The organism is Ruegeria sp. PrR005, assembly GCF_010500245.1.
In the GTDB taxonomy this organism is placed as follows: domain Bacteria; phylum Pseudomonadota; class Alphaproteobacteria; order Rhodobacterales; family Rhodobacteraceae; genus Ruegeria_B; species Ruegeria_B marisflavi.
The window spans coordinates 1-11,364 of record NZ_JAAGOX010000003.1 but is presented as its reverse complement, the minus strand read 5'-3'; the positions used below and the strand labels follow the sequence as shown (position 1 = coordinate 11,364).

Annotated in this window: 11 protein-coding genes, 1 tRNA gene and 2 pseudogenes; 7 read left to right on the top strand and 7 right to left on the bottom strand. The window is 60.9% G+C overall.

Annotated elements, in window-relative coordinates; translation table 11 throughout:
- Positions 1 to 18: 18 nt before the first annotated feature.
- The 3 genes from lepB to G0P99_RS01995 are packed head-to-tail and all read left to right on the top strand — an operon-like array spanning position 19 to position 1,933.
- The gene (lepB, locus tag G0P99_RS02005; RefSeq protein WP_164127189.1) at positions 19 to 855 is read left to right on the top strand and encodes a signal peptidase I; all 837 of its coding nucleotides are present in this window, start codon (positions 19 to 21) and stop codon (positions 853 to 855) included.
- On the top strand, positions 852 to 1,541 hold the full coding sequence (rnc, locus tag G0P99_RS02000) for a ribonuclease III (RefSeq protein ID WP_164127187.1): 690 nt from the start codon (positions 852 to 854) through the stop codon (positions 1,539 to 1,541). The genes lepB and rnc overlap by 4 nt, the downstream gene beginning before the upstream one ends.
- Entirely contained in the window at positions 1,541 to 1,933 is a 393-nt protein-coding gene (locus tag G0P99_RS01995) for an META domain-containing protein (RefSeq protein ID WP_164127185.1), read from the top strand. Before rnc ends, G0P99_RS01995 begins: the two co-directional genes overlap by 1 nt.
- Here G0P99_RS01995 and recO read toward each other — a convergent pair.
- The 3 genes from recO to era are packed head-to-tail and all read right to left on the bottom strand — an operon-like array spanning position 1,917 to position 3,962.
- Positions 1,917 to 2,642 (bottom strand): DNA repair protein RecO, encoded by a 726-nt coding sequence (gene recO / locus G0P99_RS01990; RefSeq protein WP_164127184.1) that lies wholly within the window; start codon positions 2,640 to 2,642, stop codon positions 1,917 to 1,919. The two genes, G0P99_RS01995 and recO, sit on opposite strands and share 17 nt — an antisense overlap.
- A gap of 59 nt (positions 2,643 to 2,701) precedes the next feature.
- The gene (locus G0P99_RS01985) at positions 2,702 to 3,031 is read right to left on the bottom strand and encodes a DUF1491 family protein (RefSeq protein WP_164127183.1); all 330 of its coding nucleotides are present in this window, start codon (positions 3,029 to 3,031) and stop codon (positions 2,702 to 2,704) included.
- Positions 3,032 to 3,056: 25 nt separating this feature from the next.
- Positions 3,057 to 3,962, bottom strand: a complete 906-nt coding sequence (era, locus tag G0P99_RS01980; RefSeq protein ID WP_164127182.1) for a GTPase Era — start codon at positions 3,960 to 3,962, stop codon at positions 3,057 to 3,059.
- Between the two features lie 183 nt (positions 3,963 to 4,145).
- Between era and G0P99_RS01975 the strand changes: the two genes are divergently transcribed.
- Positions 4,146 to 5,531 carry a multicopper oxidase family protein gene (locus G0P99_RS01975; protein WP_164127181.1) on the top strand — a complete coding sequence of 462 codons (1,386 nt, stop codon included), beginning with the start codon at positions 4,146 to 4,148 and terminating at the stop codon, positions 5,529 to 5,531.
- Positions 5,532 to 5,584: 53 nt separating this feature from the next.
- On the opposite strand, the gene G0P99_RS01970 is transcribed toward G0P99_RS01975, so the two are convergent.
- Positions 5,585 to 7,279, bottom strand: coding sequence for an acyl-CoA dehydrogenase family protein (locus G0P99_RS01970; protein ID WP_164127180.1), 1,695 nt, complete (start codon positions 7,277 to 7,279; stop codon positions 5,585 to 5,587).
- A gap of 143 nt (positions 7,280 to 7,422) precedes the next feature.
- On the opposite strand from G0P99_RS01970, the gene G0P99_RS01965 reads away from it, so the two are divergent.
- Positions 7,423 to 8,190, top strand: coding sequence for a sulfite exporter TauE/SafE family protein (locus G0P99_RS01965; RefSeq protein ID WP_164127179.1), 768 nt, complete (start codon positions 7,423 to 7,425; stop codon positions 8,188 to 8,190).
- Between the two features lie 72 nt (positions 8,191 to 8,262).
- Here the strand turns inward: G0P99_RS01965 and G0P99_RS01960 are convergent, their stop codons facing one another.
- From G0P99_RS01960 to G0P99_RS24400, 3 genes and pseudogenes are all read right to left on the bottom strand, one after another.
- A complete protein-coding gene (locus tag G0P99_RS01960; protein ID WP_239059641.1) occupies positions 8,263 to 8,826 on the bottom strand; it encodes a hypothetical protein in 564 nt (187 codons plus the stop codon).
- Positions 8,827 to 9,373: 547 nt separating this feature from the next.
- On the bottom strand, positions 9,374 to 10,090 hold the full coding sequence (locus G0P99_RS01955) for a sulfite exporter TauE/SafE family protein (protein WP_164127178.1): 717 nt from the start codon (positions 10,088 to 10,090) through the stop codon (positions 9,374 to 9,376).
- 244 nt (positions 10,091 to 10,334) lie between these two features.
- Positions 10,335 to 10,433, bottom strand: a pseudogene (locus G0P99_RS24400) (integrase core domain-containing protein); the annotation flags it as partial.
- Between G0P99_RS24400 and G0P99_RS25015 the strand changes: the two are divergent.
- Positions 10,432 to 10,575 (top strand): annotated as a pseudogene (locus G0P99_RS25015) (DDE-type integrase/transposase/recombinase); the annotation flags it as partial. The pseudogenes G0P99_RS24400 and G0P99_RS25015 sit on opposite strands and share 2 nt — an antisense overlap.
- Before the next feature lie 298 nt (positions 10,576 to 10,873).
- Positions 10,874 to 10,948 (top strand) — tRNA-Phe (locus tag G0P99_RS01940).
- Positions 10,949 to 11,364: the final 416 nt, after the last annotated feature.

The window sequence follows — 11,364 nt, the reverse complement described above, 5'->3', positions numbered from 1 at the left end:
CTGAAACTGGAGAGCCGAATGGCCAGCAAAGCCAAGTCCGGAAATTCCTTTGTCGAGACGATCAAGACGATCGTTTACGCCCTGCTGATCGCGGGTGTGTTCCGCACCCTGTTCTTCCAGCCATTCTGGATCCCGTCGGGCTCGATGAAGGAAACGCTGCTGATCGGCGATTTCCTGTTCGTCAACAAGATGGCCTACGGATATTCCTATGCTTCGTGCCCCAGCTTGATGATCCCGCGCTTTGGTATCGACATCGACGCCGAGGATGTCTGTGGCTGGCTGAAAGGAGACAATACCCGCATTCTGGGCGGCACACCCGAACGAGGTGACGTCGTGGTTTTCCGCCACCCGGTTTCAGGGCGCGATTTCATCAAGCGACTGATCGGCCTGCCCGGCGACCGGATCCAGGTCAAGGATGGCGTGCTTTATATCAATGACGTGGCGGTCAAGCTTGAGGATGGCGGGATATTCGAGGAAACGGCCGAGGCGCAGGGGCCGCAGCGGTTGCGGCCGCGGTGCGAAAACGGACCTGTGGGCGATGGCGGCATCTGCCAGAAGTCTCGTCAGATCGAAACCCTGCCGAACGGTGTAAGCCACGCGATCCTGAACATCGGCAATCAGGCGTCAGATCATACCGGTGTCTATACAGTGCCCGAAGGGTATTACTTCTTCATGGGTGACAACCGCGACAATTCCAGCGACAGCCGTTTGCCACAATCTGCGGGTGGCGTCGGGTATGTGCCTTACGAGAACCTGATCGGCCGGGCCGATCGCATCATGTTCTCCTCCGCTGGCCGCTCGATGCTGTTCTTCTGGACCTGGCGCAGTGACCGCTTCTTCAAGGGGGTTGAGTGAGACTATCAGCGGACATGTCTGCCTTTCAGGATCGGCTCGGCTATGTCTTCGCCCGGCCGGAACTGTTGGTGCGGGCGCTGACGCATGGCTCGATATCCTCGTCCACGCGGGCCGACAATCAGCGGTTGGAGTTTCTGGGCGACCGGGTGCTGGGGTTGGTGATGGCCTCCGCCTTGCTGGAGGCAGATAAAGACGCAACCGAAGGCCAGCTTGCACCGCGCTTCAACGCGCTGGTGCGCAAGGAAACCTGCGCCGATGTTGCCCGGCAGGTTGATCTGGGCACAGTGCTGAAGCTCGGCCGGTCCGAGATGATGTCGGGCGGCCGACGCAAACAGGCGCTCCTGGGCGACGCGATGGAGGCCGTTATCGCCGCGATCTATCGCGACGGCGGCTTTGACGCCGCGCAAGAGGTCATACTGCGGCTCTGGGGCGCGCGTATCCATCAGGTCGAGGCCGATGCCCGGGACGCCAAGACTGCGCTTCAGGAATGGGCGCAGGCACGCGGGCAGAAACCACCCGCTTACGAACTCGCCTCCCGATCCGGACCCGATCACGCCCCGGTTTTTACCATCGTGGTGCGCCTGACAGATGGCCGGGAGGCCCGGGCAACCGCCGGTTCGAAACGCCAGGCCGAACAGTCCGCTGCGCGCGCCCTGCTGGACCGGCTTGAAGGCGAGGCGGGCTGATGCTCCGCGCGGCGCTGTTTCTGCCGCTGTTGTCGCTGTCGCAATGTGGGCAGGATGAAACAGTGGCTGCCTATGGCGCCGGTGGGCGGGCTTGGGTTCTGCACAGTATCGACGGTATTGATTTTCCGGCTTCCGCCACGCTTGATTTCCCCGAAGCCGGGCGTGTCGCGGGGCAGGGGCCTTGCAACGGTTATTCCGCCACGCTGGACGTCCCTTATCCCTGGTTCGAAGTCCGGGACCTTGTGGCAACACGCGCGGCCTGTCCCGATCTGGAGGCCGAAGGCACCTTCTTTGCTGCATTGATGGCGATGGAGCAGTCCGAGGTTTCGGGTAACATTCTGATCCTGCGGAACGAGGCAGGGCACGAAATGCTGTTCAACGCGGCCGACTGACGAGATCGACAAACCGGCCGCGCGCCTCGGGCAGGGGGCGGTTGCCCAGTGACGGGGCAAGCCGGTTCTCCATGAAAAATCCGGTGGTACGCAAGGCTTCGGCAATCTCGGCATCGGGGGCCGGACCCTGCCCACGCAGACACGGGGGCAGTGGCAGCAAGCGGTCCGCCCAATCCCCCGCCGCGGCAGAACTGACCGCACGGCCGGTACGTGGCGAGACATATGCGAGATCCTCCGTTGCCCCGGTCACCGCGCAAGCGCTCAGATCAAGGCCGAAGCCAAGCTCCTCCAGCAGACCGAGTTCCCAGCGCAGATAGGCCAGGGGCCAGATCTCGTCCTGTCCCAGCAGGTCGAGCAGGCGCTCGCTGTGGTGGTAAAGATTTGGATGCGGCTCCCGTTCGGGCAGGCAAAAGGACAAAAGCGCGGTCACAGAATTGAGGCCGGCGAGGGCGATCCGCCCGGACATGGCCGCCGCCGCGCGTGACCTGAGCGGTTCGACCGCGAAACTGCCGATGTGATCCTCGAGCCGCGCACGCCAGGTTACATCCAGTTGGGCGCCGGGTTGCAGGATCGGTGCGATCTTGCGGCTGGTTCCGCCCCGCACCACCCCGGCGTGTCGCCCATGTTCCTGAGTAAAGACCTCGATGATGACCGAGGTCTCTCCATGATGGCGCACTGCCAGCAATATCCCCTGATCGCGCCAGTCCATTTGGCCCCCCTGAACATTGCGACAGACTGACCGCAAGCGGGCGGTGGCCGCAAGACCGGTTATTCCAGTCCGTCTTCACCCAACAGGTGGCGACCCTTCCGGTCCTCTACCTCGATCACCCAAAGGTCAGGGTCAAAACCGCGTTGGCGGGCGATGGCGGCATCCACGTCTGCCTCGTCGCCAGCGGCCAGTTCGGTCCATTTCCGGAGACCGGTCATCAGGTCGTATTCCCGGTGTAGCGCGGTTGCACGCCCATCGAGCGTGTTCAGCTTGACTAGAACGGCACCGGCGGTGTTATCGCCATGGGCGGTGACAAAGGCCGGGATGTCGTTGAGCCTGAGCCGGGCGAGGTAGGCGTGGACCCAGAATTCCGCTGTCAGCCTTACCATGCGCTGCCCTTTCGACCCGAAGCCGTCAGTTGCCGTCCTTGAAATCAAGGCCCATCTCGGAATAGCGCTCGGCCTCTTCCAGCCAGTTGGGCCGCACCTTGACCTGAAGGAAGAGGTGGATCTTTCGGTCCAGGAACTCTTCCAGCTCGGCCCGCGCCGCCTGTCCCACCGCCTTGACGGTCTCGCCGCGCTTGCCCAGCACGATGCCCTTGTGGCCGTCGCGCATGACATAGATCACTTGGTCGATCCGGGCCGAGCCATCCTTGCGCTCTTCCCAATTCTCGGTCTCGACGGTCAGCTGATAGGGCAGTTCCTGATGCAGGCGCAGGGTCAGTTTCTCGCGGGTGATCTCGGCTGCGATCATCCGCATCGGCAGATCGGCGATCTGATCCTCGGGATAGAGCCAGGGGCCTTCGGGCAGTTCCGCCGCCAGCCATTTGCGCAGGTCCGCAACCCCGTGGCCGCGCTCGGCCGAAATCATGAAAGTGCGGGCAAACTCGAAACGCGCGTTCAGCGCCTCGGACAGGCCCAGCAGTTTTTCCGCGGGTACCCGGTCGATCTTGTTGATGGCCAGCGCCACGGTGCGGCCCTTGGCGATCTCGGTCAGACCTTCGAGGATGCGCTCCACCCCTTCGGTTATGCCGCGATGTGCCTCGACCATCAGAACCACGATATCGGCATCCGCCGCACCGCCCCAGGCTGCGGCGACCATGGCGCGGTCCAGTCGGCGGCGCGGCTGGAACAGGCCCGGCGTGTCGACAAAGACGATCTGCGCCTCGCCTTCCATCGCCACGCCGCGAATACGGGCGCGTGTGGTCTGTACCTTGTGCGTGACGATCGAGACTTTGGCCCCGACCATGCGGTTCAACAGGGTCGATTTGCCCGCATTGGGCTCTCCGATCAGGGCGACAAATCCGGCGCGTGTAGTCATGGGGCGGGTCCTGGTTGCAAGTCGCATCCTCTACAAGGTTTTGCCGGCTCTCGCCAGAGGCAAAAGCCATGTCAGCGACCAGAGGGCGCATTGCGGGCGGTACCGCCCCATGCCACCCTGCCGCACAGGTCCAGCCAACCGACAGCCCGGCCTCTTTCCCAATCTTAAGAAATGAGGTGTCGCATGTTTCGTCGCGATCTGTTGTTTGGAGGTGCCGCCCTGCTGGGGGCCGCCGGATTGGCGCGTCTGGGGTCCGCGATGGCCCCGCCCGGGGCGCAGGAGTTGGTCGTCCAGGCCGCCACGTTCCAGCTGCGCCATCAGCGGACGGAGGGCATGGTCAGCCTGTCGCCCAACGCGCCGCCGCCGGTTCTGTACGGGCGGCAGGGGCAAGAGATGCGGTTCACTGTCCGCAACACTCTGGATGAGTATACCGCGATGCATTGGCACGGGCTGAGGATCGCGAATGCGATGGACGGGGTACCCTATCTGACCCAGATGCCGATTGGCCCCGGAGAGGGCTTCGCCTATGCCTATACCCCGCCCGATGCGGGCACGTATTGGTATCACCCCCATTGCATGACGATGGAGCAAATGGCCCATGGCCTGACCGGGGTGATGGTCATCGCCGAGGCCGAGGATCCGGGGTTCGACAGCGAAGAGGTGATCAATCTGCGCGATTTCCGGCTGGATGCAGCAGATGCCTTCCTGCCGGCCTATACCGCGCGTGGCGCGGCGCGCGGCGGCACCATGGGCAATGTGCAGACCGCAAACTGGCGGCAGGGGCCGGTCTATGACCACAGCGCCGGATCGCTGGTGCGGCTGCGGGTGGTCAATACCGACACGACGCGGATCTACAAACTCTATCTCGATGGCGGGGTGGCGCGGATCATTGCCTGGGACGGGCACCCAGTCAGCATCGAGATGCCGGTGCCGCGCACAGGCGCGCCGCTGCTGCTGGCGCCCGGCCAGAGGGTCGATCTGGCGGTGGCGATGCCGGTGGAGGAGGGGCGGCAGGTTGGATTGATGGCCGACCTGCCTGGGCAGCCGCCCCGGTTGATGGCCGGGCTGCGTGCCACGGGCAACGGTCCCGCGCGCGATCTGGCCGAATTGAAACCGCTGCCGCGCAACCCGTTGACCCAGCCCGATCTGGATCGGGCCGAGATGCACGAATTCGTCTTTGGCTGGACGCCAGAGGGGAATGCGCCCAATGATGGGTTTTGCGGCACGCTGGGCTATACGTTCTGGTCGATCAATCGCGCAGCCTGGGCTGGTGATGCGGCGACGGGCACGGCGCCGCTGGCGGTGCTGGAACGCGGCAAGAGCTATGTTCTGCGGCTGCGCAACGAATCGCCCAACCTTCATCCGATCCACCTGCACGGGCTGGCCTTCGTGCCGATCGCGTCGAACCGGCGCAGCCTGCCGCCGCTCTGGACCGATACGATGCTGCTGTTGAAGGACGAGGTGATCGACATCGCGCTGGTGGCCGACAATCCGGGCGACTGGGCGTTCCATTGCCATGTGATCGAGCATCAGAAGACCGGGTTGACCGGGTTCCTGCGGGTGACCTGAAGCCAAGAAAAAGCCCGGCGTAAGGCCGGGCTATTCAAACCTTTGAAGATTGATCAGCCCAGCAGGCGGCGGGCGATCACCTGGGCCTGAATCTCGGCGGCCCCTTCAAAAATATTCAGGATGCGCGCATCGCAAAGCACGCGGCTGATCTTGTATTCCAGCGCAAACCCGTTGCCGCCATGGATCTGCAACCCATTGTCGGCCGCAGCCCAAGCCACGCGGGCGCCCAGCAGCTTGGCCATCCCGGCCTCGAGATCGCAGCGGTGGCCGTGATCCTTCTCCCAGGCACTGAAATAGGTCAGCTGGCGTGCGATCATGATCTCGACCGCCATCATCGCCAGCTTGCTGGAGACGCGGGGAAACGCGATCAGGGCGCGGCCGAACTGCTTGCGGTCCTGCGCATATTGCATGGCTATATCCAGCGCCGATTGCGCCACGCCGATGGCGCGGGCGGCGGTCTGGATGCGGGCGCTTTCAAAGGTCTCCATCAGTTGTTTGAAGCCTTTGCCCTCTTCGCCGCCCAGCAGGTTCTCGCCCTTGACGTGGAACCCGTCAAAGCCCAGCTCATATTCCTTCATGCCGCGATAGCCCAGAACCTCGATCTCACCGCCGGTCATGCCGGGGGTGGGGAAGGGCTCGGCATCGGTGCCGGGTGTTTTTTCGGCCAGGAACATGCTGAGGCCGCGATAATCCGTGGTGTTGGGATCGGTGCGCGCCAAAAGCGTCATCACATGGGTGCGCGCGGCGTGGGTGATCCAGGTCTTGTTGCCGGTGACCTTGTAATCGCCGTTTTCGCCCTTGACCGCGCGGGTGCGCAGGCTGCCAAGGTCCGAACCGGTGTTCGGCTCGGTAAAGACGGCAGTGGGCAGGATCTCGGCGCTGGCGATGCGCGGCAGCCAGCTGGCCTTTTGTTCGTCGGTGCCGCCCGCGATGATAAGCTCGGCTGCAATCTCGGATCGGGTGCCCAGCGAGCCGACGCCGATGTAACCACGGCTGAGTTCCTCGGACACCACCACCATCGAGGCCTTGGAGAGGCCAAAGCCGCCGAACTCCTCGGGGATGGTCAGGCCGAACACGCCCATCTCGGCCAGTTCCTCGATCACTTCCATCGGGATCAGCTCGTCCTTGAGGTGCCAGTCATGGGCAAAGGGCTCGACCTTTTCCACCGCGTAACGGCGGAACTGGTCGCGGATCATCTCCAACTCTTCGTCCAGACCCGAGGCGCCGAACATGGTGGCGCCGGCCTGGTCCTGCATCAGCTCGACCAGACGGGTGCGGGCGGCCTGTGTATTGGCCTTCGCCATCAGGGTCTGCACTTCGGCGGCCTGGAAACCCGACAGGGCGTCCCAACCCAGGCCCAGATCCTGAAGCCGGACCACCTCGCCCTGGTTCATCGGAATGCCACCGGCCATCTGGTGCAGGTATTCGCCAAAAGCGATCTGGTGGATCAGCTGTTCGATCTCGCCGAACTTGCCCTCGGCCTGCAACGCCTCGGCCCAGCGCTGCATCTGGCGCAGCGATTGCTGATAGGTGGCCAGCCAGGACAGGCCATGCGCGGCGGTCTGATTGGCGTCGATCAGGGCCCCGGACACGCGGCCGCCTTCGCTCACCATCTCGCGCACGGAGTCGCGGGCGCGCTCGAACAGCGCATCCACTGGGGCAAGTGCTGCGCCGGTCAGGCGCAGAAGGTCGGGCAATAGAACGGGTTGCGTGGTCATCGTCATCGGGTCCTGTCCGTCATGGGCCATGAATCACATCCTCTCGTGGTCCGCCCGGTCATATCATTTTGCACATGCAGCGCAACAAAAATGCGTGATTTGCTCTGAAAACGTTTCAATGTTGCGCTCAAACTTTTGCAGTGCAGCGCCGCTTGAGAGTGCTATGAGAAGGCATGATGAGCTTTCTCGACCTGCTTTCGCCGGAAAACTGGATCCTTGCCATTGTGATCGTGCTGTTGGCCGGTTGCATCAAGGGCATGGTCGGTTTTGCCATGCCGATGATCTCGATTTCGGGGCTCAGCATGGTGCTTCCGCCGGACTGGGCGCTGGCAGGTTTGATCATGCCGACCCTTGTGACCAATGGCATGCAGGCCCTGCGGCAAGGCACGTCGGCGGCAATCGACTCGGTAAAGCGTTTTCGGGTGTTCCTGATCGTAGGCTTCGTTTTCCTTGTGATCAGTGCCCAACTGGTAACGCGGGTCGCGCCCGAGACCTTCTTGTTGATGATCGCAGTTCCCGTGGTCCTGTTTGCGGGGATGCAACTGCTGGGTCTGGGGTTCACCCTGTCCCAGCAATCGCTTCCTGTCGAAGCTATTGTCGGCGCGGTGGCCGGGGCGGTTGGTGGCATGTCCGGTGTCTGGGGGCCGCCCACGGTCGCTTATCTGACCGCGTTGAACACGGAAAAGAGGGATCAGATGCGGATCCAGGGCGTTATATATGGCCTGGGCGCGCTGGGACTGGTCGGGGCTCATCTGGTATCCGGAATTCTGCGGGTCGAAACGGTGTTGTTTTCGTGTTTTCTGGTGGTTCCCGCTGTCATTGGCATGTGGATTGGGGGACTGGCCCAGGACCGGATCGACCAGGTCATGTTCCGCAAGATCACGTTGCTGGTGCTTTTGGTTGCGGGTCTCAACCTCTTGCGGCGGGCATTGTCAGGATAGTCAACAGACCGGCAAGCGGTTGCGCCTACCTTTGCATGAATGTCCATTTGGTCAGAATAATGACAAGTTAACTTATCGGACCCGATCAAGAAAACGAAACAGGTAGATCAGCGCCAGCAATCCAAAGAACAACCCCGACACATCGCCGATCAGGTAGGCCACGAATTCAACGGTGCTGGTGCCGAAGGCAAGGTTGGTCAGGGCCGATATCAGAATGGATGTTATCGCGCCAACCGCCAGAATGCAGATCCAGCAGGGCGATCGCCCGACTGAGGGAAACAGGTTGTATCCGACAGCTTTCAGGGCCAGGAAAGTGAAGGGGGCGACACTTACCGCCACAACAATTGCCACCAGGCGACTTGGCAGGAACGCGTCCCAACCGGCCACATAGACAAACGCGGCGATCACACCGGGCAGCAGGGCCGGAATTGCCCTCCATCCCATCAGCCACGCGCTTAGAACCCGTACACCATGCGGAAGGAAAAGCAGGCTGGCGCGGCTGGGATACTCGGGGAACAAGATGTTCTGCACCGGGATCACGATCAGAAATGTGATCACTACGGTGAAGAAATAAACCGACGAGGCAATCGTCGTTTCTAAAAGGAAGTCGTGCATGCGACCCGTGTGCAGCCGCATCACTCGCTCATGACTTGGGTTGGTTTACAACATAGCACCCGCGATTTGCCGACGAGCATTGCGACAGGTACCCTTTGCTGACAAGTGACCTGAGGGCCCTAAAGAAAGTGGGGCGCGAGACGTCCGTCAACAAGGAATGCTCGATCAGACCAACGGTACGGACTTGTCTGAAGTCTTCGGAAAGCTCGCTCGCCGCATAGTACAAGTCCCGTTCCACCGGGCTTAACTCCTGCAACCCAAGAGACCGCTCCATGCCGTGCACGAGTTTTCGGAGTTCCGCCAGTTTGGATATTTTGTACATAGAATGTTCGTTTTCAGGCTCAAAGATGTTTCTCGATTACCGGTTGGCTGATTACCAAGTTTGCAGTTTTGCGCAACCTTTACCGCTTCAACTTACTGATATCCGCTTGCTGGTATCATGTTGACACTCGTGGTCAAACTCGTAAAATCTCAGTACGATATGGCTGCGATTTAGTGTGAGTGGTGGCAGCTGAAAAGCGTTTTCAAATTCTAACGCCCGGTGCCAGAGATGGTGCCGGGCTTTTCTTCACAAGACTTCGGCTAAAAGCCGCAAGGCCACACCTGTCAGCAACACCAACACGATCCGGTCAAAACTGCGTCGATCGACAAAACGCGCCAGCCAAGCCCCGATCGGCATGGCTCCGAACAAGGGCAAACACGCGACCGCGCTGATGAGGAACCTCTCCGGGGTTAAAATGCCCAATGTCCAAAGGGTGGGGAGTTGAAGTACCGACATCGACAGGAAAAAGGCCGATATGGTGGCGATGAATGCGGTCCGTTCCAGTCCCAATGAACTGACGAAGGTCAACGAAAGCGGGGCCGAAATGCCCGCAGCCCCCTGCAAAACACCCGAGGCCAAAGCCACCGGGCCAACAACCCTTTCGGCCGTTTGCCAGGGCAGATGCCACGAAGGCCGCGCAAGACGGAAAACTACATAAACAAGCGCCATTGCTGCGACGCAGCCCATCAGCAATCGCGACGGCAGGCTGGCCAGAGCCAGGCTGCCTACTGCCGCTCCTGTCGAGGCGGCCACCATCATGGTCAGAACAAAGCGGCGCGATGGCAACTGGGTACGATATCGCCAGAGTTGCCACAGGTTGGACAGAAAGGCGGGCAGTGCGAACACCGCGACGGCAAACGGGACTCCGTAGTAAATCGACATGATAGGCACTGCGATCACCGGAGTGCCCGCTCCTATCGCGCCTTTCAGCAACCCGCCGGCCGCAAAGGCCACAAAGGCCATTACAAGTCCTTCTTCCACACGCGTGCCCCTTGTTTTCAAACAGCTGTGCTATCAATGCACCACGGCATTTACCGAGGCTCTTGGGTTTGGGACAAGGATGCCCTGCCTCACAGTCTCTGCCTTGTTTATCTTGACGCAGTGCCGTGCCACCTCGGCCTCGACGTCGCGCTGAGCCTCCAACTTTTGCGCTGGCGCTTCAAGGTTGATGAGCCAAACCCGTTTTTTTGAAACTTCGGTCCAGCAAAAGACATTCCGCCCTGAACTTGCAGTTGAACGCCTCGATGAAGCCGTTGTCCGTGGGTTTCCAGGGCTGCGAGAAGCCCAGCATGACGTTGTTGGCATATGTGGCCTTCATCATCGACGTCTTCGCCCGCAAGATTGTCGGCTGGTGCGTCTCGACCTCAATAACCACCGGTTTCGTCCTTGATGCTCTGAACCAAGCTATCTGCCAGCGGGCGCTATCAGAGACGGACAAGTTGATCCATCCTCCTTATCTCGGCTGCCTGTGCTCCCTGCTCGCCCTGCTTCAGAATGAACGCCTTCTGCGCCTCCGTGAAGTTCGAAACTTTCATCTAATTTCTCTCTTCTCCCACCCAAGGATTCCTAGCGGAAAGCTCCAGCTTCAAACGATCCAGCTTCCAGAGGGCAGAGCAGTGTAAGGTCCCTCAGTATCCAGCGTTAAGGGGATCAATCACTGCATGGCTGAAAAACTTGAAGAACCCTCTGGACACTACTTTTTTCTCGGCTTAGAAGGCCAGCACCCAACGGATAAGCCGTTCCCGTGCCCGGGTAGCTCAGGGGTAGAGCAGTGGATTGAAAATCCTCGTGTCGGTGGTTCGATTCCGCCCCCGGGCACCACAACATACTGACAAAAAACCGATACTATTATCGTTTCGCCGACGCTATCTGCGTGCTCTATACCTAGACAAAGTTGGACACTCGGGGTAAGTCTTTGGTTTGACCGGAAAATCACCGAACGCGAAGAAACAGATCAAGCACCTGCGGCGCGGACTCAGCATCTACAAGTCGGGTCGGTCGCCGTTCTGGCATGCGCTCCTCTATGATTCCGTGAAGTGCCAGTATGTTGGCAAATAGACCTAAGAAACCAGTCGCTTGGACGCTGCCGAGGTCGCGGAAGAAATTCTCGCTGACTACAAGTCGAGCAGAACACTTCGCACGCTGCCGAGAAGTCCCGATTGTTGATTTCCACCCAGAAGTGAGCCGGGCCGGCGGATAATTTCCACTGAGAACTGAGCCATGTGAACCTTTCCCCG